This window comes from Methylobacterium variabile (assembly GCF_001043975.1).
Classification (GTDB): domain Bacteria; phylum Pseudomonadota; class Alphaproteobacteria; order Rhizobiales; family Beijerinckiaceae; genus Methylobacterium; species Methylobacterium variabile.
In genome coordinates, this window is sequence record NZ_LABY01000207.1 from 1 (window position 1) to 25,642 (window position 25,642).

Annotated in this window: 18 protein-coding genes and 4 pseudogenes; 7 read left to right on the plus strand and 15 right to left on the minus strand. The window is 64.1% G+C overall.

The window, feature by feature from the left end:
* The 6 genes from VQ02_RS26655 to VQ02_RS26680 all read right to left on the minus strand — a co-directional run.
* Window positions 1-3,087: N,N-dimethylformamidase beta subunit family domain-containing protein (locus tag VQ02_RS26655; protein ID WP_425339930.1), on the minus strand; the 3,087-nt coding region annotated here is incomplete at its 3' end.
* Between the two features lie 1,155 nt (window positions 3,088-4,242).
* Entirely contained in the window at window positions 4,243-5,160 is a 918-nt protein-coding gene (locus VQ02_RS26660) for a cation diffusion facilitator family transporter (protein ID WP_048447269.1), read from the minus strand.
* Between the two features lie 102 nt (window positions 5,161-5,262).
* On the minus strand, window positions 5,263-5,850 hold the full coding sequence (locus VQ02_RS26665; protein WP_048447270.1) for a hypothetical protein: 588 nt from the start codon (window positions 5,848-5,850) through the stop codon (window positions 5,263-5,265).
* 34 nt (window positions 5,851-5,884) lie between these two features.
* Complete coding sequence (locus VQ02_RS26670) at window positions 5,885-9,133, minus strand: efflux RND transporter permease subunit (RefSeq protein ID WP_048447271.1); 3,249 nt, start codon at window positions 9,131-9,133, stop codon at window positions 5,885-5,887.
* Between the two features lie 11 nt (window positions 9,134-9,144).
* On the minus strand, window positions 9,145-10,506 hold the full coding sequence (locus tag VQ02_RS26675) for an efflux RND transporter periplasmic adaptor subunit (protein WP_048447272.1): 1,362 nt from the start codon (window positions 10,504-10,506) through the stop codon (window positions 9,145-9,147).
* A 126-nt stretch (window positions 10,507-10,632) separates the two neighbouring features.
* Window positions 10,633-10,938: a hypothetical protein gene (locus VQ02_RS26680; RefSeq protein ID WP_245239866.1), complete on the minus strand. Its 306-nt coding sequence runs from the start codon at window positions 10,936-10,938 to the stop codon at window positions 10,633-10,635.
* Between VQ02_RS26680 and VQ02_RS38395 the strand changes: the two genes are divergently transcribed.
* Window positions 10,937-11,131, plus strand: a complete 195-nt coding sequence (locus tag VQ02_RS38395) for a hypothetical protein (RefSeq protein ID WP_167350796.1) — start codon at window positions 10,937-10,939, stop codon at window positions 11,129-11,131. The two genes, VQ02_RS26680 and VQ02_RS38395, sit on opposite strands and share 2 nt — an antisense overlap.
* Window positions 11,132-11,289: 158 nt before the next feature.
* Here the strand turns inward: VQ02_RS38395 and VQ02_RS36140 are convergent, their stop codons facing one another.
* From VQ02_RS36140 to VQ02_RS26695, 4 genes and pseudogenes are all read right to left on the minus strand, one after another.
* Window positions 11,290-11,544 (minus strand): hypothetical protein, encoded by a 255-nt coding sequence (locus tag VQ02_RS36140; protein WP_082167302.1) that lies wholly within the window; start codon window positions 11,542-11,544, stop codon window positions 11,290-11,292.
* Between the two features lie 96 nt (window positions 11,545-11,640).
* Window positions 11,641-12,975, minus strand: coding sequence for an ATP-binding protein (locus VQ02_RS26685; RefSeq protein ID WP_048447274.1), 1,335 nt, complete (start codon window positions 12,973-12,975; stop codon window positions 11,641-11,643).
* The gene (locus VQ02_RS26690) at window positions 12,972-13,718 is read right to left on the minus strand and encodes a response regulator transcription factor (protein ID WP_425339931.1); all 747 of its coding nucleotides are present in this window, start codon (window positions 13,716-13,718) and stop codon (window positions 12,972-12,974) included. The genes VQ02_RS26685 and VQ02_RS26690 overlap by 4 nt, the downstream gene beginning before the upstream one ends.
* A 275-nt stretch (window positions 13,719-13,993) precedes the next feature.
* A pseudogene (locus VQ02_RS26695) lies at window positions 13,994-14,263 on the minus strand (integrase core domain-containing protein); the annotation flags it as partial.
* 55 nt (window positions 14,264-14,318) lie between these two features.
* Here VQ02_RS26695 and VQ02_RS26700 point away from each other — a divergent pair.
* Entirely contained in the window at window positions 14,319-15,323 is a 1,005-nt protein-coding gene (locus VQ02_RS26700) for an IS481 family transposase (protein WP_048447277.1), read from the plus strand.
* Window positions 15,324-15,534: 211 nt separating this feature from the next.
* A complete protein-coding gene (locus tag VQ02_RS26705; RefSeq protein WP_048447278.1) occupies window positions 15,535-15,837 on the plus strand; it encodes a metal-sensitive transcriptional regulator in 303 nt (100 codons plus the stop codon).
* A gap of 213 nt (window positions 15,838-16,050) precedes the next feature.
* On the opposite strand, the gene VQ02_RS40110 is transcribed toward VQ02_RS26705, so the two are convergent.
* From VQ02_RS40110 to VQ02_RS26710, 3 genes are all read right to left on the minus strand, one after another.
* Window positions 16,051-16,698 (minus strand): methyltransferase domain-containing protein, encoded by a 648-nt coding sequence (locus tag VQ02_RS40110; protein ID WP_082167304.1) that lies wholly within the window; start codon window positions 16,696-16,698, stop codon window positions 16,051-16,053.
* Between the two features lie 85 nt (window positions 16,699-16,783).
* Entirely contained in the window at window positions 16,784-16,912 is a 129-nt protein-coding gene (locus VQ02_RS39835) for a hypothetical protein (RefSeq protein ID WP_280818969.1), read from the minus strand.
* Between the two features lie 236 nt (window positions 16,913-17,148).
* The gene (locus VQ02_RS26710) at window positions 17,149-20,250 is read right to left on the minus strand and encodes an acetoacetate--CoA ligase (protein ID WP_082167305.1); all 3,102 of its coding nucleotides are present in this window, start codon (window positions 20,248-20,250) and stop codon (window positions 17,149-17,151) included.
* Between the two features lie 319 nt (window positions 20,251-20,569).
* Between VQ02_RS26710 and VQ02_RS39460 the strand changes: the two are divergent.
* Together VQ02_RS39460 and VQ02_RS36150 are read left to right on the plus strand one after the other, a co-directional pair.
* Window positions 20,570-20,710: pseudogene (locus VQ02_RS39460) on the plus strand (transposase); the annotation flags it as partial.
* A 27-nt stretch (window positions 20,711-20,737) separates the two neighbouring features.
* Window positions 20,738-20,917 (plus strand): annotated as a pseudogene (locus VQ02_RS36150) (ISL3 family transposase); the annotation flags it as partial.
* A 54-nt stretch (window positions 20,918-20,971) separates the two neighbouring features.
* Here the strand turns inward: VQ02_RS36150 and VQ02_RS26715 are convergent.
* Window positions 20,972-21,232: pseudogene (locus tag VQ02_RS26715) on the minus strand (helix-turn-helix domain-containing protein); the annotation flags it as partial.
* 357 nt (window positions 21,233-21,589) lie between these two features.
* On the opposite strand from VQ02_RS26715, the gene VQ02_RS26720 reads away from it, so the two are divergent.
* On the plus strand, window positions 21,590-22,882 hold the full coding sequence (locus VQ02_RS26720) for a hypothetical protein (RefSeq protein WP_048447279.1): 1,293 nt from the start codon (window positions 21,590-21,592) through the stop codon (window positions 22,880-22,882).
* Between the two features lie 720 nt (window positions 22,883-23,602).
* Window positions 23,603-24,214, plus strand: a complete 612-nt coding sequence (gene istA / locus VQ02_RS26725; protein ID WP_048447280.1) for an IS21 family transposase — start codon at window positions 23,603-23,605, stop codon at window positions 24,212-24,214.
* 135 nt (window positions 24,215-24,349) lie between these two features.
* On the opposite strand, the gene VQ02_RS26730 is transcribed toward istA, so the two are convergent.
* Window positions 24,350-25,618: an IS256 family transposase gene (locus VQ02_RS26730; RefSeq protein ID WP_048447281.1), complete on the minus strand. Its 1,269-nt coding sequence runs from the start codon at window positions 25,616-25,618 to the stop codon at window positions 24,350-24,352.
* Between the last annotated feature and the right edge of the window lie 24 nt (window positions 25,619-25,642).

Below are 25,642 nucleotides of genomic sequence, written 5' to 3' on the forward strand. Positions count from 1 at the left end.
TCTATCGCTGGCGACCGCCGGGATCGTGGTGGAGGAGAACAGGCTTACCGGCGCGGTGCCGGGCGCCGACACGGTGAGGGTGACGTTGGCAGACGATGTGCCGCCGCGCCCGTCCGAGATCGCGTAGGTGAAGCCGGCCGCTCCCGTGTAGCCGGTCGTCGGGGTGAAAGTGATGGTGGCGGCCTGGCTGTTGAGGGAGACGATGCCGTTGGTCGCCCCGCTGACGCCCGTCACTGTGAGCGGGTCGCCGTCCGGATCGGTGTCGTTGGCGAGCAGGGACGAGGTCGCAATGGTCGTGGCGGTGTTCTGCGTCACCGACAGGCCGCTATCGGTGATAGCGGTCGGGGCCTGGTTCGTCGTGGCGCCGCCGGGGTTGAACAGCACGTCGACCCAGAAATTGGTGTTGTTAAAGCTCTGGGTCGGGAACTGGCTCTGGTTGCTGTAGACGAAGACACCGTTGCTGCCGGTGAGCGGGCCGTTGGTGATGTTGTTATTGTAGTAGTTCACGTCGCTCGAGTAGTGCCCGAGCGTCGAATGGTAAGACGCGGTGTAGGTCGCGCCTGGGGTGATGGGGATCGGGTTCGAGAAGGTGGCAGTCTGCCAGCCGTCCGAGGTCTCGTTGGTGAAGGTCGTAGTGGCGAGCTTCTGTCCGGCGCTCGACCACAGCGTGCCGACATGGACCCCGCGGTCCTGCGAGCCCTTGTAGAAGCGGATGCCGCTGATCGTGCCTGTACTGGAACTCTGGAACTTCACGCCCAGCTCGATTGCCGTGCTGTCGACGGTGTTGGTGACGGTGGGCTTGGCCGAGCCGGGGAATAGGGTGAGGGAGGGCGAGGCCGTCACCGTCAGGCTGCGCCCGACCGACGGCGTCTCAAGGTTGACGCTGTCGTCGGTCGCCCGAGTGCGGATCTGGTAGGTCCCGGCGACCTGCGGCGCGAAGGTGTAGCTCCAGCTCTCGTCGCCGGTGGCCGCGCGCCAGGTCGCGCCGTTGTCGGTCGAGACCTCGACGCCCGCGACCACGCCGCCGCCGGCATCCGTCGCGGTGCCGGTGATCGTGACCGGGGTGAAGGCCGTCACGCTCGACCCGGCGGTCGGCGTGGTGACGGTCGAGGTCGGCGCCGTGCGGTCGGTCGAGGCCGTGGCGGGCGTGAGCGCCGGGTCGAGGGTTTCCGGCTGCAGGCCCATATCGGCGAGGAGGTTGACCATCGCCTGCTGGATCCGCGGATCGGTCGGCGTCGCCTCGTTGTCGTGGTTGGCCGACAGACCCCAGGACCAGTAAACGGTGCCGGCGCCGAACACGAGGGCGCCGCTCGGCGCGCGGTAGAGCGTCAGGCTGTGGGTCGCCGTGCCCTTGCCGGTGGTGTTGCCGTAATCCTGGAGGTAGGTCGTCTGATCGAGGGTGGTCGAAGACAGTCGTACGAGGCCGGCCGGGGCCGAGGCGTTGTCGGGCGCCTCGTCCCACTCGTAGCCGAGATAGTTCTTGTTGAGCGAGGCGGTCTGGCCCGACTGCAGGTTGGCGACGCTGGTATTGCGCCAGAAGCGTAGATTGGCATCGTCGTAGGGTACCTGAATGGTGTCGAGAACATAGGAGTCGACCTTGAACATCGTGCCCGTGAGGGCATTCTCGGGGTCGTTGTTGCCGATCGTGCCAGCCGGCCCACGGGGATCCCGCCAAGTGCCGGTCCACTCGTTGGAAGGATCGATGTTCTGGTTCGCCCCCCAGGTTTCCTTGTAGGAGACGAGAGTTCGGTAGGACGTAGCATCGCTGCTCATGCTACTGTCGTACCGCGCGCGCCAGTAGATCTCGTTGCCGCTCCAGAACGACAGGTTGACGCCGGCGTCGCGGGCCGCTTCGACGTTGTCGCGCTGCCGGCCCGACCAGTACTCGTCGTGTCCGACATTGAGGTACATTTTGTGGTTCAGGAGCAGGCTCCCGTACCGATCGGCGTCGACGGCTGACATGTACGAGACGTCGTAGCCGTTCTGCTCCAGCCACATGATCGCCGGGAACTCGGCGCCGTAGATGTAGTCCTGGGGACCTGCCGCAAGGCCACCGCCGCGGGTGGTGATCGGCCGGTTGTAGCTGACCGCGTAGGCCCGCCCCTGGCCCTGGCCGGTGGCTGGGCCGTTGCCCCCATAGAGGTTGGCGCCGCCCCAGGGATTGTAGGCCTGCCACGTTGTGTCTGCTGTCTGGAAGATGATGTCGCTGCGACTTGCGTCGTCGCGGACGATGAACGGGATCTCGTTCTCGCCAGCCGTCCCGTCCTGGCGTGTCAGCTTGGCGATATAGACGCCCGAGACCGCGTCCGCCGGCACGCTCCAGGACGCCGAGACCGACCAATTGCCGGCATCGACGAGTCCGGTTGCGGCGTCGCGCAGCGGCGTCGGCTGGGTCTGCAGCCCGGTATGCTGAAGCGTGTCGATTTTCCGGGCGCCGAGGCCGCCGTAATAGCCGAGCCGGTAGATGTCGATCCGATAATTTGACGAATTGGTATTAATCTTGAAGTTGATTGTATTGCCGACGTTCACGCTGATGTCCGTGGCGAAGCCTTCGATGTTGGTGCTGCCACTGCCGTCGATGCCCCATTCGCTGACTGGGTTGCCGATCTTCTGATTTTCGAGAACGATCTTGTTGGCCGTCGTAGCGGTAACATTTGACGACAGCGAGTTAGCAGTTAGACTAGACGAGCGTACCGGCGCCACCGCGGTCGTGATCGGGCCGCTTAGGGACGGGATCAGCACCCGACCGTTGGCAAGAAGTCCTGTCTCGGCGCCACCAGGGATCTGCGTAGTGACGCCGGCGGGCGCGCCGCTGCCACTTCCAGGAAGCTGCCCGTTCGAGGACAGAATACTGCCTGGTGCCAACTCCAGGGGCCGAAGTGGGCAACGGACGTAGCCGCAGGTCCCGCAGCAGGCCACGACATTGGCCTGGACGGCGACACCCGAGGCGATGGCGTCAATGACGCTCGGGTATCCGCCAGTGCCGATCGGCGGTACCACGCTCAGGGTGGATGCACTCAACCCGATCGGGGCCGCGCCGACACTAGACGACGCGGCCGAAATCAGAGAACTCTCGGCTACCGCCATCGAGGTGGATGAAGCCGTCTCAGGTGCGGAGGAAGGTAGTGTAGAGAACGATGCGTCTGTAAGATTGACGGCCTCGATTGCGAGACCATCATCCGGTGCCACGATTTCTTGGGGCGCAACAACGGCCGCAATGGGCGCCAGGCTGCTGCGGGTGAGACCAAAGGGCCCTAGGGTACCGATGCCTGCTTCTGCCCTCCGATGCCATTCTCTCTGCAGGAGGACGGAAGGCGCCGTAGCGCGGCCATCGTCGGCAGCCAAGTCTATCCCATCGTCCGGGTCACGGACACTCATTTGGCGTGAGCCGGAGAGATAGCGAGCCGTCCGGCGGAGATCTGTCAGGAATTTAGACCGACCCGGTACAGTCCAGAAAGCATCATGGCTGTTGAATGGCATGGTGCTGGTCCTCGAAAAAATATAACGGCTTGGAGTGTTGTTATCACCGCAGCCGGGTCCGACGTGCCGACCTCCACCGTCCGGGATGTATCCCGCTCGGCTCGGTTTCCACATGATTTCTATTTAATTCTAATATTTATCACAACTGATACATGAATCGTTTCAATTTATACTTAAGTTATTGATTTATAGCTCGATCCACATACATGTGATTATAGTGCCTCCTTCATAAGGAGGGCCGCCTAAGCTGCAGGCGTAGAATCCCTCGGCCTGCAGCGTATGAGCGGATGACGAGCCTGCACAGGAGTTGAGCCCTTGAGTTCCTGCTTGCCGAAGCCATACTCGAACCTCAACCGGAGCTAGCGCATTGCGCTTTTCATCTCTGTGGCCTCACACAATATTAGATCCATGCGGTCAGTGAATTTTAGTGACGCGATACGCAGCTTAGTTATAAACAATAGTTGACGAAACAACTGTCTCAGCATGAATGATGTAACATCTTGATTGACAGAAAATATCTATTTAATAAATATATATACTATTTGATTGAAGTCTTCGTTTTAATAAAAATTCAGCATATATTTAATTTAGATAATCCTAAAAATACATAAAAATAAGATAATTACGGATGAAATTAATATAATTATATGATAAAAATTTTTATTTGCTTTCTCTAATACCTCTGCGCGAACGCGTCGACGCCCTTTGGGAGCGTGCTGTGTTGGGTAATGCTGACGCGCAAGCTTCTTGCTGGACATGAACTTACACCATCAAATCAACGGCTTCTGAGGCTAGCCGCTCGTCTTCGATCTGAACGGTTGCGTGATCAATGCCATAACGTGCCTTCACGGAAGAGCGAATTGCCCGAATTACATCAGGACCAGCCGTTACGTCGTCCACCACGACGTGGCAGGTCATTGCGTTAAAGCCAGATGTCAGCGTCCAGGCATGCAGGTCGTAGGCACGACGCACGCCTGGCATCCTCTCGATTTCGGCTTTTAGAATGTCGAGGTCGACGCCTGGGGGAGTTCCCTCCAGGAGGATGTGAAGCGCCTCGCTCAAAAGTCGCCAAGTCCGCGGGACGATGAACAGGCCAATGCCTGCCCCAATGACTGGATCAATCCAGCGCCATCCGGTTAGCATCACTACGAGGGCCGCAATGATGACGCCGACCGAGCCCAGCATGTCGGAAAAGACTTCGAAGTATGCTCCCTTGACGTTGAGGCTGTCGGATGAGCCGCCTGCCAGCAGCTTCATGCTGGCGAGGTTCACGCCCAGTCCGACGAACGCCACCAGCATCATCGGCCAACCGAGGATCTCGTTGGGCTCCATGAAGCGACGGTAGGCCTCGTAGAGAATGTAGGCCGTTACTCCGAGCAGAACCACTGCGTTGGCGAGCGCCGCCAGGATCTCGAAGCGTAGGTAACCGAAGCTTTTGCCTGGCGTCGGCGCCTTGCTCGCGTAGTGGATGGCAAGCAGTGACAGGGCGAGGCCGCCGGCATCGGTCACCATGTGTGCAGCATCGGCCAGCAGCGCGAGACTGCCGGTGAGCAAGCCACCAATGACCTCGGCCAGCATGTAGGTCAGGGTCAGGGCCAGCGCCCAGGCGAGGCGGCTCCTGTTCTTCGCCGCAGCCGAGCCCGATGGAATGCCGCCGCCGTGCGAGTGTCCGTGTCCCATGATCGCGTTTACTCCCGATTTAATGGCCTATACAGCCGTTTCTTTCACGGATAATCCCTGCCGATTGAAACGGTCATGTGCGTACCCTATGGTGTTTCTGTTCTATTGTTGTTCCGTGTGCGGAAGTGCGGCAGGATCTTGGCTTCGGATGCGTGGCGGTCGCGACGCTGACGGTTTGAAAAGTTCGGCCACATGGTCGATGGCAGGGTGGCCGGTCTCGAGACGGTGACGGCCGGAGCAGCGGGAGAACCCGTCGCCTTCGCTCACCATGACGATCTGCTCACCCCAGCCAGCTGCGGTGCGCACTCCGAGTAGGACACCTGCTGGCCAGATCACCGAGCGTGGATAGGGACCGGGTTGGAACGTTCCATGACGGCGGATGCCCTCGGCTAAAATTTGCTCGTACAGGTCCGACTGTTCGGGGAGGGATAGAACACGGCTGAACCAGATCACACGCTGCAGGCCCTCGTCCTGGCAGACCTCGAGAACGACCTCCTGGGTGTCGGCGCCGGTCGCAGGGGCGTGGCCGCGGAAGTAGATCAAGGCCGTGATGTTAGCCTCATGATCCATCAGGGCTGGTCGCGGCATGTCCGTCCTCGATGCCCAGGCGAGGCCGAAGGGGGCCTCGGCCACAGGTGCTTCAGCCCCGTCGGCGTCTGCGACCTGCAAGCCCACGGCAACCACGATCATCCCGAGCCATCTGGTGCATCGACCGCTCATGCTTCTACTCCGCTGCTTTGAGGTGCCGCGGCATCGGCTTGGCCGGGTGATCGGCGGCGTTCGCGAGCGGCACCTTGCCGAAGCGGGCGTAGAGCGCGGGCAGCACGATCAGCGTGAGCAGGGTGGCGCTGATCAGGCCACCGATGACCACGGTGGCCAGAGGCCGTTGGATCTCCGCGCCGGTCTCCGTCGCGATGGCCATCGGCACGAAGCCCAGCGACGCCACGAGCGCTGTCATCGCCACTGGCCGCAGCCTGGTCATTGCGCCCTCGAGGATGGCCTCGCGCTTTGGGCGGCCCTCCGCGACGAGCTGCTTGATGAAGGTCAGCATCACGAGGCCGTTGAGGACTGCCACGCCAGACAGCGCGATGAACCCGACCGCGGCCGGCACCGAGACCGGCATGCCACGTAGCCACAAGGCCGCGATGCCGCCGGTGAGGGCAAGCGGTACGGCACTGAACACCAGGAGCGCGTCGCGTGGTGAGCCTAACGCCGAGTAGAGCAGCAGGAAGATCAGGAAGAAGCAGACTGGCACCACCACCATGAGGCGCCGTTTAGCCGAGGCAAGGTTCTCGAACTGGCCGCCCCAGGTCACGTAGTAGCCGGGGGGCAGCTGCACTTGGCTGCCGACCTTGGCCTGTGCCTCTGCCACGAGCGAGCCGATGTCGCGGCCACGCACGTTCGCGGTCACCACCACCCGCCGCTTGCCGTTCTCGCGGCTGATCTGGTTCGGTCCTTCGGTGACCGAGAAGCGCGCCACCTGCTTCAGCAGTACCGAGCTTGCCCGGCCGTTCACTCCCGGCGGCAGCGGCACCGGAATATTCTCCAAGGCCTCGCGGTCTTCGCGGACCGTGTCAGTGAGGCGCACGACGATGGGAAAGCGCCGGTCGCCCTCGAACACGACGCCGGCATCACGGCCGCCGATCGCCGCCCCGATGACCTCCTGGATGGCACTGGTGCTGAGGCCGTAACGGGCTGCCTCGGCCTTGTCGATCTTGATTTCCAGGAACGGCAGGCCTGCGGTCTGCTCGACCTTGACGTCCTCGGCGCCGTCGATGCCGCGCAGCACGCCAGCGACCTGATTGGCTGCCTTCAGCATCGGCTCGAACTCCTCGCCGAACACCTTGACGGCGAGGTCGCCACGGGTGCCGGCAAGCAGCTCATTGAAGCGTAGCTGGATCGGCTGTGAGAACTCGTAGACGTTGCCGGCGAGCTTGCCCACCGCGCCCTCGATCTGCTCCTGCAGTCCGGCCTTGCTCAGGTATGGATCTGGCCACTCGGCCTGCGGTTTGAGGATAACGAAAGTATCCGACGAGTTAGGCGGCATCGGGTCAGAGGCAACCTCCGCAGTGCCAGTTTTTGAAAAGACGTAGGCAACTTGCGGAAAATTCGCTATTACTTGCTCAACCTTGAGTTGCATCGACTGCGACTGAGTCAAAGAAGTCGAGGGGATGCGGGTCGCATTGAGCGCAATGCTCTTCTCATCAAGTTGCGGGATGAACTCTGTGCCAAGGCGGGTGAACAGCACGCCGGCCCCGACGAGTAGCAGCAGCGAGCAGCCGATGAACACGAGCGGGGCCCGAACTGCCGCAGCCAGGACTGGCCGGTAGGTCGCCTTAAGCGACCGAATTATGAGATTATCCTTCTCGGTCACCTTGCCGGTGATCGCAATGGCGATGAGCGCCGGCACGAAGGTCAGCGACAGGACGAAGGCTGCGGCGAGCGCGATGATGACGGTCAGCGCCATCGGCTCGAACATCTTGCCCTCGACCCCGGTGAAGGTGAGCAGCGGGACGTAGACCAGGATGATGATCGCTTGCCCGTAGAGCGAGGGCTTGATCATCTCCTCAGCCGAAGCCCGCACTGTCTGCAGCCGCTCCTCTGTGTCGAGCCCCCTGCCCAGTTCGTGCTGCCGCTCGGCGAGATGACGCAGGGCGTTCTCGGTGATGATGACGGCGCCGTCGACGATAAGGCCGAAATCCAGGGCGCCGAGGCTCATCAGGTTGGCCGAGATCTTCGCCTCGACCATGCCGGTCAAAGTCATCAGCATGGCGACCGGGATAACCAGCGCCGTGATGATCGCGGCACGGATGTTGCCGAGCAGTAGAAACAGGATGATGATGACGAGGGCGGCGCCCTCGGACAGGTTCTTGACCACCGTCTTCACGGTTGCCTCGACGAGGCGGGTGCGATCGAGGATGGTCTGCACCTCGACGCCGGGCGGCAGCGACGCGCGGATCTGGTTCATGCGCGCGTCGACCGCGGCGGCGACCGTACGGCTGTTCTCGCCGATCAGCATCAGGGCGGTGCCGATGACGACCTCCTGCCCGTTCTCGCTGCCAGAGCCTGTGCGCAGATCGCGCCCGATGCGCACCTCGGCGATGTCGCGGATCCGGATCGGCACGCCGCTGCGCGTCGCGACCACGACGTCGCTGATCTCCTCCATGCTCTCCAGGCGGCCAGCGGCGCGCACGACGTAGCCCTCGCCATTGTCCTCCAGGTAGCGGGCCCCCTGATTAGCGTTGTTCGCCTCCAGCGCCCGGGCGACGTCGCCGAACGACAGGTCGAGGGCGGCGAGCTTCGTTGGGTTGGGTTGGACGTGGTACTGCTTCTCGAAGCCGCCGATGCCGTCGATGCCGGCTACCCCCGGCACGGTCTTGATCTGAGGCCGAATGATCCAGTCCTGGACGGTGCGCAGGTAGGAGGTCTGCTCCAGCTCGGTCCTGAGCCGCTGCCCCTCGGGCGTCAGGTAGCTGCCGTCGGGCTGCCAGCCGGGCTTGCCACCCTCGGAGACCTTGCGCTCTCCGGGCTTCGCGTAGTGGACCGACCACATGTAGATCTCGCCCAGGCCCGTGGAGATCGGTCCCATGCTGGGTTCGGTTCCGGGCGGCAGGTCCTGCTTCACCTGGGCAAGGCGCTCGGCGACCTGCTGGCGGGCAAAGTAGATGTCGAGCTTCTCGGCGAAGACGGCAGTGACCTGCGAGAAGCCGTTTCGCGACAGCGAACGGGTGTATTCAAGCCCCTTGATGCCGGCAAGCGCGGTCTCGACTGGGTAGGTGACCTGCTTCTCGATGTCGACCGGCGAGAGCGAGGGAGCGACCGTGTTGATCTGGACCTGGTTGTTGGTGATGTCCGGCACGGCGTCGATGGGCAGCTTCGTCACCGCGTAGCCGCCAAATCCGGCGGCGAGGAGCGACAGAAGCAGGACGAGCCAGCGCTGGTGAACCGAGAAATCGAGGATGCGACTGATCATGCCCGGTCGCCTTAATGCGCGTGATCGGCTTCGCTCTTTCCGAGCTCGGCCTTCAGGAGGAACGTGTTGGCGACCGCGATGTCCTCGCCCGGCTTCAGCCCGGAGGCAACCTCGAAGGCGTTATCGTCGGAACGGCCGAGTTGGACCTCTCGCTTCTCAAAGCCTTCTTCCGTCCGCACGAAGACGACGCGCTTGCCCTCGATGGTCTGCAGCGCGGATTTCGGCACGCGGACAGGAACCTTGTCCTGGGAGATCTCGAGCTCGGCGTTGACATATGTACCCGGCCGCCAAGCCATATCCTTGTTTGGCAGAGCGACGATGACGCGGGCCGAGCGGGTCTCGGCGTTGAGGAGAGGGCTGACGAAGATAACCTTGCCTTGCTCGTGGCGCTCACCGCCTTCCCGGCTCGGCGTCACGATCACGGATGCGCCCTCCCGAACCTTGGCAAGGTCGGAGGTCGATACCGAGAGCTCGATCCAGACGGTCGAGAGATCGGCGACGGTGTAGAGGTCGGCAGGGTCACCCTGACCGCCAACTGTAGTGCCGACGTCGACCTTGCGCTCGACGATCCGCCCGGTCAGCGGCGAACGTAGCTCGTATTGACGCAGGGTGGACGTGTTCGGGGTAGTCTCGTCCTGCTTGGCGAGCTTGGCGACCTCCGCCGCGTTGAGACCGAGCGCCGACAGCTTCTGGCGAGCGAGGTCCTGCCGCAGCACCGCCTCCGCGTAGACGGCCTTGGCGTTGAGGTAGGCGGACTCTGCCGAGATGCGCTTGTCCCAGAGTGCGGCCTGCCGGTCGAAGTTCGTCCTCTCCAGATCGGCTTTCACCGAGGCGGTGAGATACTCGCTCTTGGCATCGGCAACCTCACGGCTGTCGAGGACGGCGACGACCTCGCCCTTCTGCACGGCGTCGCCGAGGCGCTTGCGCATCTCGGCCACGGTGCCGACGACGCGTGCCGGAACACGGGCGATCCGATCGGCATCGGGCGTAATGGTGCCGGGCACGAGGATGTGCCGCGAGATCGTCCCCCCCTCGGTCTTGGCCATCTTGATGTCTTGGTTCTCGACCTGCTCAAGGGACATCTTGATGTACCCCTCCTCGCCTTCGGCCTCGGAATGGGCGTGCTCTCCATGGGCGTGGCCGTCCTCCTTCGTCTCGGGCTTGCCGTGATCATGACCGTCAGCGGCAGCCTGAGTCGGACCAGCGGAAGGGAGCGTCGTGGCCGTGACCGGGGTGTCGACCGACGCGGTGAGCCTGGATGGATTGAGGCCCGCTGAGGCGAGGATGCCCTGAACGAAGCTGGATACGGGTGGAACGGCCGCCCCCACGAGGACGCCGACGGCCACGAGGGCCGCGATCAGGAGAATGCGCATGGATGCCTGCTCGGCAGGGATCTGGAGACGATCGAACGTCCCGATCGATCCAATCTGATGATGTACGGGGTAGCCTCTCGGACCGTCTGGCCCGGGTGCGGATGCGCGCTAGCGCGCCGTGGCGCCTCAGGCGCGCGGCGGCCTTGGCAAGCGGTCTGGAGCGAGTGAGGGGGCTGCCTCGCTCACGCGGGCATAGCGCGGGCGCGACCCTTGCCCGATCGACGCGGGCGCTACGGCGTCCAGGATTGCGAGCACGTGGCAGCTGCAGTGCAGGTGCCCGACGAGCCCGGGGTCCTTGGCCTCGAGCCCATTCGGGGCAACCTCGAGGGAGGCGGAGAGTTCGATCCGATTGCGGCTGCCGTGAAATGCGAGATCTTCGGCGAGGTCGGATGCCGGCAGATTGACGGTCAGTGCCAGAGCGAGCGCGAGCATGCGGATCGTGGTCGCCCACCAGCCCGTCATCACCCCGAAAGCCCTATGGCGTCGTGCCGCGAACATTGTGCTCCTTGTGTACGGGCAACGCCCGATCCACAAGTCCGTTGCTGCCATGTGCATACGGCGAGATCTCGACATCGTCAAAGCCCGCCCCAGCGCGATGCTGGAGCGGGCTGTTCAAGGCGCGTGAGGTGGGGGAAATTGCACCGTGAAGTATGGGCCACAGGCATGCTGCGGTTCGGTTGCGAGCGCGTAGCCGATACCTGCGGCGAGGAGCGAGAACGCAATCAGTAGAGGCAGCGTCCGCATGGTGGAATTCCTCCATCGAAGCTGCCTCGCGCCAATGCGTCACTTCTTCCCGTGGCTGTGTCCGTGGTTGTGACCGTCCTTCTCGGAGTGGGCCGGTTTACCATCAGGACCCTTCTCCTGCGCTTCCCGTACGCGCGGGTCGTCGCGGTGAGCCGGGCCGCCCGAGACGGTGCCGGTGTTCGGAACCGCGCGCTCCGGGTTCGACGCGTTGCCATGACCATCCACCGCGAGGGAGGGCGCCGTGGCCGCGGCCAGCAACCCCGTGGCGAGTGTGGCGACCAGTATGCGGTTCATCGGTCCGTCTCCAGCGTCGGTGCGGCAGCGCCCGCGTCGAACGGTGATGTAGCCGGGCCGTTTGTCTCGTCGTCGCCACGTTCGTGACGAAGTGTGTCAGTCGCCAGGCCCGGTCCGGGGTAGACGGATCTCGGCTCGCAGACCGCCCTCGGACCTGTTGATCAGGTCAAGCGTGCCGCCCTCAGCCTCGACGGCGCGCTTCGCGATGGTCAGACCGAGGCCTGTCCCACCCGTGTTACGGTTGCGCGAGCCCTCCAGCCGCGCAAAGGGCTCGAAGGCGCGGATCATGTCCTCGGACGGAATACCAGGGCCGTCGTCGTCGATCCCAATGACCAGGTCGGTCGCCTCGATCGTCAGGTCGATGACCACCCGGGAGCCGTAGCGCACGCCATTGTCGACGAGATTGTCCACGGCGCGGCGAAAGGCGACAGGGCGGACAGCGGCGAGCACGCGGCCCGGTCCCCGGTACACCACCTCCCGGCCTGCATCGACGGATGCGTCGGCGATGCTCATCAGGACGCTGGCGATGTTGGTAACCCGCCGCACCTCCGGGTCGGCGTCGCCGCGCAGATAGGCGAGCGTCGCGTCGACCATCGCCTGCATCTCGTCGAGATCGGCGGCCATGGCGTCGCGATCACCCTCGTCCTCAACGCGGTCGAGGCGGAGGCGCAGTCGGGCGATGGGAGTACGCAGGTCGTGCGAGACGGCGGCGAGCGCCTGCGTCCGCTCCTCAACCAGACAGTGAATGCGCTCCTGCATGGCATTGAGGGCGCGCCCGATCCCGCGGGTCTCATCAGGGCCGATCTCGGGGACTCGCACGACCGGACCATGCCCGATCCGGCCGGTGGCTCGGGTCAGCTCGCGCAAAGGCCCGGCGATGCGGTGCATCAGGATGACGGCGGCCGCTCCGACGAAGATAGCCATGGCGGTCGCAAGCGACGCCCAGGGTGCGACCTGCACCAGGCTCGGCGCATGGGCCGAGCGGAAGGTCAGTCCGCTCCCGTCCGGGAGGCGGAAGGTTCCGCGCAAGTCCTGCCGGTGGAGCGGTTCGTCCGGCGCCTCAAGTGTGAGCACGAGGCTCGAGCCGATGACCGGCTCAAGCGTCAGCAGCCGATCGCGGAGGTTCTGGAGCGTCGGGTCAGTCGCCTCGGTGGGGGGGGCGGGCACTCGGATGTCCCAAGCGATCTCGAAGTGATTTGATGAGAGAGCCTTGGCCTCGATGCCACGCGCGTCCGGCGGACGCCTCAGCACGGCCTCCCTTGCCAGGACGAGCTGGCGAGCGACCTCGTTCGCGAATGCTTCATCCGCTGCCGCCGCGGCCGAGCGGCGATAGATGGCGAGCGCTCCGCCATGGACGAGCAGGACGGCGAGCAGCAGAACGGCGACAGTGCGCCCTTCGAGGCTGCGAGCGAGGCCGGCCAACTCCCTCATGCCCGCTCGACCTTGACGGCCAGCATGTAGCCAGAGCCTCGCACTGTCTTGATGAGCGGGCCGCCGCCGTTTGGCGGTTCGAGCTTGCGCCTGAGACGGCTGACCAGGGTGTCGACGCTGCGATCCGACGGTGCAGCGAGGCGCCCGCGGCTCATCTCCAGGATCTGCTCGCGACCGAGCACCCGCCCAGGATGCTCCAGAAACACCAGAAGCAGGTCGTGCTCCGCGCCCGACAGATCGACGGCAGCTCCGCCTGGGTCGCTCAGCGTACGGCTGCGCAGGTCGAGCCGCCAGCCGGCAAAGGTCAACGCTTCGGGCCTGGCCGCCCCGGCCGGCATGGGCGCGATGGTGGCGCGGCGGAGCACTGCTCGTATCCGGGCGAGGAGTTCGGGCCGGCCGAACGGCTTGGCGATGTAGTCGTCGGCACCGAGCTCCAGCCCGAGGACGCGATCCGCCTCCTCGTTGCGGGCGCTCAGCATGATCACGGGAAGAGTGCCCCTCGCGCGTAGCGCCCGGAGGAGGTCGAACCCCGAGGCCCCGGGTAGCATGACGTCGAGCAGGACGAGATCGACGGTGAGATCAGGCAGGAACGACCACATCTCAGCGCCGTTCCGGCATCCCGTGACCCGGAACCCGCTCTCGCTCAGGATCCGGGTGACCAGTACGCGCATTCCATCGTCATCCTCGACGAGGAGGATGTGGGCTGCCTCGCTGGGCAACAGGACTGTGAGTGGTGAGGCCATCATCGATCCCTTCATCCGGCCTACGGCTACTCGGCCGATGTGAGATAGGCCATGGCGGCGGCCTCGTGATGGTCCCGCCATGTCTGCCGCATGATCTGCTCGGACGGGGTTGGTAACCATGCCAGCCAGCATCGTGGCGACTGCGAGGTCGAGCCAAGCGGTCCAGGGACCCAGACGTCGAGGGACGTCAGCACGAGAAGGTTCTCGATCGCACTGTTGTAAAAGTAGAGTTAGAATAAACCGCTCCGGGTTTGTTGGAGGCTGTTTATCTTGGGTCAGGCGGCCAAGGCTTGGTCGCCGACGTGAGCATGATAGCGCGCTTCGGCCTCGGCGGGAGGGACGTTGCCGATGGGCGCGAGGAGGCGACGGTGGTTGTACCAGTCGATCCACTCCAAGGTGGCGTACTCGACCGCCTCGAAGGCCCGCCACGGCCCGCGTCGGTGGATGACGTCTGCCTTGAACAGGCCGTTGATCGTCTCCGCCAAGGCGTTGTCGTAGCTGTCACCGACGCTGCCGACCGACGGCCCGATGCCGGCTCCAGCTAGGATGTTCGGTCCCGCAGTGTGGTGGTACGATTGCTGCCGCATGGAGGGACGCGCTATGGGACAGGTTCTCCACGGCAGCGCCACGACGACTGAGACGGTCCGTCGGGCAATCCAAGCTCGTCAAGAGGGCGTGAGAGCCGCCGCCAAGCGCTACGGAGTCAGCCCGACTACCGTGCAGAAGTGGCGCTCCCGCCAGACCAGCAGCGATGCCCGGATGGGGCCGAAGGAACCTCGCTCCAGCGTGCTGAGCCTAGAAGACGAGGCCGTCATCGTCGCCTTCCGGCGCCACACCCTGCTGCCGCTCGACGACTGCCTCTACGCGCTCCAGCCCACCCTCCCGCACCTGACCCGCTCCAGCCTGCACCGCTGCCTCCAGCGTCACGGCATCAGCCGGCTGCCCGATGTGGACGGCGACAAACCCAAGCGGTCGCGCTTCAAGGCCGACCCGATCGGCTACTTTCACATCGACATCGCCCAGGTCAGCACGGAACAGGGCAAGCTCCACCTGTTCGTGGCCATCGACCGCACGAGCAAGTTTGTTTTTGTTCAACTCCACGAGAAGGCGACCCAGCGGATCGCCGCGGCCTTTCTGCACGACCTCGTCGCGGCGGTGTCCTACACGATCCACACGGTCCGCACGGACAACGGCATCCAGTTCACCGATAACCGGCCGGTCGACGAGGAGGCCGAGGCCCAAGCGGCTGCCTATTGGGCGACGCAAAACCGACCACGCATCTATCGCTGGCATTCGTTCGCGTGGGCCTGCGAGCAGACCAGGATCGAGCATCGCCTGACCAAACCCCGCTGCCAGTGGACGAACGGTCAAGTCGAGCGGATGAACCGCACCATCAAGGGCGCCACGGTCAAACGCTACCATTACGCCAGCCACGACGAGTTGCGGCAGCACTTGCAGCTGTTCGTCGATGCCTACAACTATGGCCGCCGGCTCAAGACCCTGCGTGGCCTCACACCTTACGAGTTCATCTACCAGAACTGGACGAAAGAGCCCGAACGCTTCAGGCTCGATCCGTCACACCACATGCCGGGACCGAACATCTAGCGCAGGCACTCGTCGATGCAGGGCTGCATGTCCGGGTCCATCGGTGCATTGTGTCGCTCTCATTGTTGGAAGTGCGCTCAAGCCATACTATGGATGCACGGACCCACTCGCGAGGAGCGGAAACACCACGAAGATTCAATATACCCCCATTGGGTATTACAACAAGTTCCTGGGCTGGCGGCCGCCCGTCCCTTCGGAGGTACAAGGAAGAATGTCGGGTTCCGAAAAGGGCCACGGTGGGATCACGGTCGAACACAAGCAGCAACTCCCCCGGCTGCGTCGCATCGAGGGGCAGGTGCGTGGCATTCAGCAGATGATCGAGACGGAGCGCTATTGCGTCGACGTCGCGCACCAGATAGACGCCATTATAGCCGCGCTGCGGCGGGTGCAATCTGACATGATCCGAGACCACATGCACGGGTTGGTGCAAGCCTCCGTCGCGAACGATCTCTCATTTGAGGAAAGGCAGCGCTTGGTCAATGAAATTGGCAATCTTGTCGGCAGGATCGTCTGATTGTTGTTTTTGACAAATTATTATCAAGACACAAATAATTCTGAGATTATTTATAACCACTAATAGTTCTATTTTTATAATTAATTATATCAAATAATACTGCATTGATTGACGCTATTGCGTCAATTAATGCTCTCAGATGTGACGATGATCTAAATTAATTACGCATATCTATTTTGTTCAGCGCATATGTCAGGCGCACACGTCAACGCTTTAGCGCCTCGATGCTTGAACGACGGTCACTCGTGCGACGAGTATCGAATGCGAACAAACGCGCTTCACCCGTGCGAAGCCTGCGTCGGAAAGTATATCGGGCCACGTTCCGTCTGCATGAGGCTGGATACGCGCCTCGCCGAACATCATGGACGCAACCTTGAGCAAGGCGCCCTCCTGCGCTCCGCACGCCGCATCCAGATCGGAGGCAAGTAGGCTTCCTCGTCGCTTTAAGACGCGCAACAACTCACGCGCGATCCTAAGATTCGCTTCCCGTCGTTCGGAATGCAGAGCCATCACCAGGGCCACCTTGTCGAACGAGGCAGGAGGGAATGGCATGCTACCACGAGCCTCTGACACGAACGCCTTCACGTTCGAGAGGCCGGCTGCCTTCGCCTCAGCCTGCGTAACGGCGGCGCGCTCCGCACTGGCTTCCAACCCGACGAATGCGGTGCCAGGAAACCTCCTGGCGAACGCAAGCACCGGTTCGGCTTGGGTGCCCCTGACATAGAGGATGCGCTCTCCCGTCTGGGGAGCGAGGGCGGCGACGAGGGGCTCTGTGCAAGCTGTATCCCGCATTAGGACGGGGTACGTCCGCTCGAAACCGCGTCTGGCAATCCACCGGCGCGCACTAAGGAGGAGCGTCATCGTTGTAAAAACCGTTCAGGTCGACGTCGCTGGCGGTGTCGGCTCGAAGCGTACTGCTCTCGCGCCAACGACAACTCTCGCAACGTTATACATCGTAGGAGACGAAGCCCTGTTCCACCAGTCGTTGGGCGGCGAAACCGATCATCTCGCGCAGCACGCCCGGCTCCAGGCTTTTCTCAGCTAGGGTCTGCAGGCTCATCATGGCATCGGTCATCGGGTGTCTCCCGGGTTCGGCGTTGGTGTCAGAAACCCGATCCTAACCCGTCACCGCCGATGGCCACCCCCGCGAGGGAACCCGCTTGCTACAGCGCTCTAATGGCGCGTAGGCGGGCTCTCCCGCTGTCGCTCAGCTACACCATTCCAAGGGAAACGACCAAGTAGCAAGTCGTGCGCTATGCCCCTCCAACAGGAAGATCGCCGACGAGGCACTTTACGATGCTTCGACGCGCGTCAGATTGGGAGGAGGACGAGCTCCGAATAGAGAAGGTCCAGCTCGGGCGCCGTGCCGGCCAACGAGCTCCGATAGCGGTTGCCGCGCGCCTTCCGAGCGGCTCGGATCGTCGCGGGAACGAAACCCTCATCGGCCGCGAAAACCACCGCTCGGTGGCGCCTGAGGATGGCCAGCTTGATACGCTCAAAGTGACGGACGAGGAGATCCGGATTGCTGCAGTAGAGCAATTCGGAACCTGGGACAAGAACCGACCCCACAGCCCGAACCCGCCGCCGTTTCAAGATCAAGTAGGTCTGGTCGCCATTCTCCCGTACGACGAGGTGCAGCAGGTCGTAAGCGGCATGATCGTCGAAGATGCGCCGGTCAACCTCGCTGAGGAGGCTCCGGATCGTCCGGGGGTCGTCGTCGAAGCGGAGCGGACCGACCCGGAGCGTCCCCACGTTGAGTCCCGGAAGGAAGAACCGCCGCATCTTTAAAGGAAGGAAGTTTAAGGCCTCTACCATGGCCGTGGTCTCGGGACCGGGTGTGAGGGTCGTGTAAGTGACGGATTTGTCCCTCGTCGCGGCCTTGAGCAAAAGGGAGCCCTGACCTCGGTAATCCGGTCGCACATACCACGAGGTGAGATTGCAGACGCGGGCTCCCTCGTCGTCGAGGGGACGCCGTGAGTAGAGCGTTCCTAGGAACCCTACAATTTCTGATCCCGCGGCAAGAACGAACCCCGTCGTCGGAACGGGGCCAGCCCAGGGGCGCTCAAACAGCCGCCGCCAGTCTCCGGGGCCTACATTCCCGCTCCCGAAGCCTTCTTGTAGCAGGCAGCAGATGGCCTCGACATCCTCATTCTGCAAGGGCCGGACCTCCAGCCGCTCTTTCGGATGCGTTGAGCTGTGCCCCCCCTCGCCCCTTATCAATCGGCCGAGGCCTCTCACACTTGGGTCAGAGAGGAAGGCGTCGAAGGCAATCTCGCAGCCTGCCATCTCCTCGATTTCCATCAGCAGCGTGAGGAGCGTGAGCGAGTCGGCCCCGATCTCCAACAAGCTCTCGTCGGGGCTGACCGGGACGCCGACCCGACGAGACGTGATGTCCTCGAGGAGCCGCTCCAGCTCGCCTTCCACCTGGATGTCGGCGCGTGACCCGACCGCGCCGGTCGGGCGCTCGTGCTCCGCCGCGCCATTCCGTCCGATGGCGTCACGGATAGCGTCGGTCGAGGCAGGATTGGCCAGCGCATCAAGGTTGCGCACCGCATGGCCATTCACGGCGTCCCGGGCCGCCGCTTCGGAGCGCTTGCCGTTGAACGTCGTCGGCAGGTCGCTGACCTGTATGCATCGCGCCGGAACCATTGCCGCCGACCCATCTGCAGCCAAGCGCGAGCGGATGCGCTTGGTCAGTTCGGGGTCCAGCGTCGCGCCTTCACGCAGCACGACGAGGAGGACCAGCTGTGTGCCGCCCGGTGCGGCCTCCACCCGCTGCTCGACCGCCATCGCCTCCACGATCTCGTCCATCGCGCGCAGGATTTCGTAGATCTCGGCGGGCCCGACCCGGACGCCGCGGATGTTGAGCACACCGTCCGAGCGCCCGTGCAGCCGGGCCCCGCCAAAGGGGGTAAAGGCGACCAAGTCGCCATGCGTCCAGAGTGGCGGGTTCTGACTGAAATAGCTGGCGTGGAAGCGGCTCCCGTCCGCGTCCCCGAGGAACCCCAAGGGCCGGGAGGGGAAGGGGTTGGCGCAGACGAGCTCACCGATGCCGGCGCTGTCCTCCGCGAGGACCTGCACGTCGAGCCCGAGGCTCCGACACTGCGCCTCACCGCGTTGGACCGGAAGCAGCGGGTTGCCGAGAACGAAGCAGCCGATGATGTCGGTTCCGCCGGAAATGGACTGGAGCGGGACGGCTTTCACGTGCTCCCAGACCCAATCGAATCGGCGATCGTGCAGGATTGATCCCGTGGACAAGATGGCGCGCAGCGCCGTAAGGCCGAATGCGGCACGCGGCGAGAACGACGCGCCCTCGCAAAGCTCAAGATAGGCCGGGCTGGTGCCGAACACGTTGATAGCCCGCCGCTCGACCAGCGCCCAAAGGGTGTCTGGGCCCTGGACAGGGCCATCGAAGAGGACGAGTTCCGCGCCGCTCGCGAGGGCGGAGAGTTGCCAGTTCCACATCATCCACGCGCAGCTGGTGTGAAAGTAGATCGTCTCTGCGGGTCGAATGTCGCAGTGGAGCCGATGTTCCTTGATGTGCTCGATCAGAGTACCGCCGGCCCCGTGCACGATGCACTTGGGCGCTCCAGCCGTGCCCGATGAGAACATGATGAACAGGGGGTGGTTGAAGGGGAACCGCTCCCAGGTGAACTCGGCCTCGTCCTCCTGCGAGATCAGGTCGGTGTAGCGCAGGACCGGCACCCCGATCCCAGACGCGGGCTCGCCCGCATCCAGCGCGATCAGGTAGGTCAGGGAGTTGAGCCCTCTGGCCACCTCTGCTATCCGGCCGGCGACCGGGACGCCCGTATCCCAGGGCTCCGGCTGCAGATGGGCGAAGAGCAATCTGGGCGCGACGGGGCCGAGCCGGGACAGCAGGGCGTGCGCGCCCATGTCGGGGGCGCAGCTTGTGAACACGGCCCCGATCGCAGCCGCGGCCAGGGCGGCCACCACCGCCTCGGCGTTGTTGCGCGCGACCGCCGCAACCCGATCGCCCGGCCGGATGCCGAGCCGACGGATCGCGTTGGCGAGAGCGATGACGCGACGGCACAGCTCGGATCGGGTTAGCTCCTCGTCCGGCCGGTGCGGATGGCAGGCCGTGAGCGCCGGCCCATCGCCGTCCCGGCCGGTGAGCAGGGCCTCCGCGTAATTCAGTCGGAGGTTGGGGAAGAAGCGGGCCCGCTCGCATAGCGCGCCGTCGCAGACGGGGCTGGTGCTGCCCGAAACCGGCACCCGGCTCCAGCCGAGGAACAGGGACCAGAACTCGCGAAACTCCTCGACTGCGTAGGCCTCGAAGTCCCGGTACTCCGGGAACCTCCGGCCCATCCGGTGCTCACAGAAATGTATGAACTCCGTCATCTGGGGCGGCGCAGGGCCGGCTCCATCCCAGCCTGGGACAGTGCTGGCGCCCATTCTGTTGCGCCGGGGGAACGAAGTGTCTCGATCTGTCACAGCAGCGCCCTCGATAACCCTCAACTTGGCTTAGTAGAGCAATACCCGCTCCATTCGGGGCGTGTCGCAAACTCGACTGCGGGCCGCGGAATGGCCTCTGTCGCCCCACTTTTCATGCTTTGTTCGCAATGGGGAGTTGGAAGCACGTGGCGAGGAGCTGGTTCTGCTCCCGCACAATTCACCCGGCCGCGAACCCGCAACACTTTTATAGCCACATCATCGCGTAAATTAAATTTGCCTTAAGAAAGTGAAGATTTTTTTCATTAATGAGGAGAATTTGATGGTAAATATGAAGTATATATTTACGAAATATTCTCGCGCTGAGGCACTGCGAATGGCGCAGACAGGCGGCTTTTCCCGATGCGATGTCGCCGCCGATGTCGGGATCGGCCTCTCGACGTTGTGCAACTGTATCGACGGTTAGCGTGAGGATCGTGTCCCAGGTGCGATCGCGACGTTCGCCTCGGGACTGAAGGCGGACATCGCGGCCGTCCGGGCTGCATTGGCGGAGCCCTGGAGCAGCGGCCAGGCCGAAGGCCAGATCAACCGGCTCAAGCTGATCAAGCGCCAATGCTACGGACGGGCAGGCCTTGATCTACTGAAGCGCCGCATGGTGCTGGCAGCCTGATCCACGCAAAGCGAGCACGAACCCCGATCCGGGGCAATCCCAATCCCAATCCCACTGTCCGTAGGCGGGCAGATCCAGCGACAGCTCCACAAGCAGCGCCTCCAGCTCCGGTGCCGTGCGGTTCTTCAGCAACGGCTTGCGCCGGCTCAGCTCCTGCAGAGCGACCTCGCCGCCGGTTTCGTAGAGCTCGCGGAAGCGGTAGAAGCTGTCGCGCGAGTAGCCCATCATCTTGCAGGCTTGGCTGACGTTGCCGAGCTGCTTGGCCAGCTCCAACAACCCCACCTTGCCGCGGATGACCTTCTGGTCCCTCGTCATGGTCGGTGTCCTCTCGAACGCCGAGGCCGGGCGCTGCGCTCCCCGACCACTCCGCGCCCGGCCTCGGCTTGCGCCGCAGCTTCGAGACACCGTCTGTCGGATCAAATCCTAACTACTGCAACTGATGAGCCTCTGGCCCGATCTTCGAAGGTTTCTCTTGGTTCCACCGCCGCGGCACCACATCTGCATCCCACCAGGGCGCACGCGTTCCGCCGCCATGTACGGCTCTCGCATCCGTTGCACGGTTGCGACACCCTCCAATTATCACGGGAAACCCTGCCCATCCATTCCCAGCATTGTGGTGCCCAATGTCCCAACCGGGCATATTCGGGAACCACGACCACCAAGCTCCCGAACATGACGAACGTGAACGACGCCTGGATCGGCAACCTCGTCCGGCACTGGCGCGAGGACCCCGGCGCCTCCTACCAGACTTGGTTCCTGTGGGAGGAGCGCATCAAGAACTTCCGCTCGATCCGGCGCGGCATCCAGGCGGTCATCGACGAGATTCGGGCCGACACCTTCGGCAACGCTTACCGCGGCTCGTCGCTGGAAACCGTCGTCGCCTCCATCGCCGAGCAGCGCCAAGTGTTCAAGGGCGCCGACCATGCCTTCCTCTGGAAGCCCAAGCTCCGAATCCCCGACATATACGAGGATCGGTCGAACCAATTGGTCTTCGGGCGCTTCCTCGACACCTGCCTGTGCTGCAACGCCGAGGCGCAGGTCCTGGCGGCGATCCGAACGCTCGACCAGTCGCGCATCAAGGGGCTCGGCCCGGCCGCGGCGAACCTGCTGTACTTCCTGCACCCGACCGTGGCTCCCCCGTTCAACACTGCCATCGTGAAAGGTTTTAACGGGCTCATGGGCGCCAATGTGAAGCTCGGCAAGTGGGACGAGTACCTCGCGATGCGTCAGGGCATCCTGGCCCTCAACGCCGCCCACCGGACGCTTCTGTCGAACGATCTCGGCGCCGTAGCCGGCTTCCTCTTCGACGTCGGCTCGGGGCGCTACCCGCTTCCCGAGCGTGATGCCACCGCGGCGCTGGAGCGGTGGCGGGAGGATCTCGAACGCGTGCGGGCCGAGGCGGCCTGCGCCGTCTCGAAAGCGGCGCAGGCCGCGAGCGAGGCAGACCACACCCATACCGAGATCCAGGGCTGGCTCCGGGACCTCGGGCTCGCTCTCGGTTTCGACGTCTGGGTCGCCTCAAACGACGGCAGCCGTCCTTACGCTGGCGGAAGGTTGTCCGACGGCTGCCTCGACCGGCTGCCTGGGCGATTGACCGCGAACGGCTCCGCCGAGACCGTCCGGCTCATTGACGTGATCTGGTTAGATGCGGCCAGCCGCGACGTGGCGGCGGCGTTCGAGGTCGAGCACACGACGAGCATCTACTCCGGTATCGTGCGGATGCTTGACCTAGCGCTCGGCGTCGAGGGCGGAACAGCCCGCAACTTCTTCCTCGTCGCGCCCGACAACCGGGAAGACGATGTGCGGGCGCAGTTCGCCAGGCCGGCATTCTCGCGGGTGAGCGAGTTGGACCTCCGCTACCTGCCCTACAGCGAATTGCGCGGGCATCGCGAGACCATCGCGCGCTTTGGAACAGGCCTCAAGGGGGTACTGGCCATCGCACGACCAGTCGGTGCACCACGTTGAACTCTTCCTGCTAGTCCTGTCGAGGATGGTGCTCTCGAACAGCAGCGACGGGGTGGAGAAGCGACTCACCCGATAGCACCTGTAGGCGCGGTCCCGCTTGGACCATGACGGTCTGCCGCCGGCCCAGAGTTCCCGTGGATCATCAAAATCTCCTAGAAACCGCGGCCTTCAGGCCGGGGAGCTCGCACATTTTCTCGTTGTTGCCGGACATATTGGGCGACCACAGAAAGCGGAGCGCCGCCACAAGAAGCTACGAAGTACGACCGCGACACTGGCTTCGACGCCTCCGTCTTCTGCGAGTTCCGGACGCGCCTCGTCGCTGGCCGGGCCGAGCACCTGCTCTTCGACGCCGTCCTCGAGATTGCCCGCGCCCGCAACCTCGTTCGTTCGGGAGGGCGGCAACGGACTGACGCGACGCACGTGCTGGTGTAGCCGCCGATGTGAAACTGGCTCTCCCTCTCTTTTGGTGCAATTGGAGGCTTTCCGATTGATGTAACGCTCTGCGCGGACTGAGGTTTTCGAAGTGCGCCGCTTCACACCGGCAGGCACCTGCTTGCGTCATAACGGCAGCCGAAAATCCCCAAGCTCTTCAATAGGTTCATGAGCATCGGCAGGATGCTTCTGCACCAAAAGAGAGGGAGAGCCGTGAAACTGACCCGGTCGCCGCTTGAATCCTGACCCAGGCCGTAGGCTGGGCTCCTTCTGCGGGAGGAGGCCCGGATGGTGGGTGAGGAGGCAGCGTTGGAGATCCGGGTGTTGCATCGGCATGGGAAGGGCATCCGCGAGATTGCCCGCGCGACAGGTCTGTCGCGCAACACGGTGAGGCGCTACCTGCGCGACGAGGCGGCGGCACGCTACAAGGGGCGACCGCCCCGACCGGGCAAGCTCGATCCGTTCAAGGGCTACGTGGTGGAACGTCTGGCGGCAGCGGCGCCGGAGCGTATCCCGGCCAGCGTGCTGCTGGGCGAGCTGCGCGAGCGGGGCTATGCGGGCGGCTACACGATGCTCAAGGAGTTCGTCGCCGGCCTGACGCCGGCGCCGGCCCCGCAGCCGACGGTGCGGTTCGAGACCGCGCCGGGCGAGCAGATGCAGGTCGACTGGGCGGTGATGCGGCGCGGCGCCGACCGGCTCTCGGTGTTCGTGGCGACGCTGGGCTGGAGCCGGGCGGCCTACCTCGAGTTCGTCACCGACGAGCGCCTCGAGGCGCTGATCGCCGCCCACGAGAACGCCTTCCTGGCCTTCGGGGGCGCGCCGCGCGAGGTGCTCTACGACAACACGCGCACCGTGGTCCCGCTCCGACTATGTCGACTGATGTGCCGGGAGCGGGCATGATCAAGGCGGGGTGAAGGCGGATCAAGGTCTCGGGCCGCGCGGCCTCGAAGCCGCGGCAGGCGACGCGTGCGGCGTGGTCTAACGAGACTGCGAACGGCTCACCGAGCTATGCGGGGATTTGGGTGACGAGGTCGGTCAGGCGGCGCGGTGATCAGGGCTCGCGGTGACCTCGGTCCCGTCCCGGAAGATGACGCCGGCCACCACTTTCGGCAACTGGTTCTCGCCCGTCAGCCGCCGCCAAGTCTTTGCCGCGGCCATCACGAGCTTGAACACCATCAGCTTGGCAGTCGTCGGCGAGAGCGCCCCCTTCGTGCGCACCGTCCGGTGCCGGACCGTCGCAAACACGCTCTCGATCGGGTTCGTCGTTCGCAGATGATCCCAATGCTCGGCTGGCATGTCGTAGAACGCCAGCAGCGCTTCCTTGTCCTTCGTCAGGCATTCGGTCGCACGGGCATACTTCACCCCGTACTTCTCCACGAACACGTCCATCGCCACCTCGGCTTGCGCCCGCGTGGCCGCGCCGGAGATCTCGCGCAGATCCGCCGTCATCGCCGATTGGAGCGACTTGGGTACCTTGTTGAGGACGTTGGCCGTCTTGTGTTGCCAGCAGCGCTGGTGTCGTGTGCCGGGAAAGACCTCGTCCAGCGCCTTCCAGAAGCCCAGAGCCCCGTCACCCACAGCCAGCGTCGGCGCCACCGACAACCCGCGCCGCTTCACATCGACCAGCAGTTCCCGACAGCTCTGCGCACTCTCACGCACGCCGACCTGGAAGCCGATCAGCTCCTTCCTGCCTTCCGGCGTGGCGCCAATCAGGACCAGCATGCATTCGGCCTGCTCCTCCATCCGCGCCTGCAGGTAGACCCCGTCGGCCCAGACGTAGACGTAGCGGCGCGCCGAGAGATCGCGCGCCTGCCAGCGGGTGTACTCGTCAGCCCACGTCGCGGTCAGCCGCGTCACGACCGCCGGCGACAGGTTCGGGGCGTCTTTGCCCAGGAGGGCCGCGAGCGCCTCCTGGAAGTCGCCAGTCGAGATCCCGCGCAGGTACAGGACCGGCAGCAACGCATCCAGGCTGCGGGTGCGGCGCGCCCAGCGCGGCAGCAGGGCCGAGGAGAACCGGATCCGCTCCTCGGGGTTGGTCGCGCCACGATCGCGGATGCGCACCCGCGTCACCGGCACCGGGCCGATGCCGGTCTGGATCGCGCGCTCGGGGCCGTGCCCGTGGCGCACCAGCCGGGCACGGCCATCCGGCAGTCGCAGATCCTGCATTGCGCTCAGGAAGGCCTCGGCCTCGAGTTCGACCGCCTGGGCGAGCAAGCGGCGGGCCCCGGCCCGCAGCACCTCGGTCAGGGGATCGTCGATTTCTTCAGGCTGACGAAGTCGGACGATGTTGGTAGGGCTGTTCATGGCGTATCGCTCTCAACGAGAGGT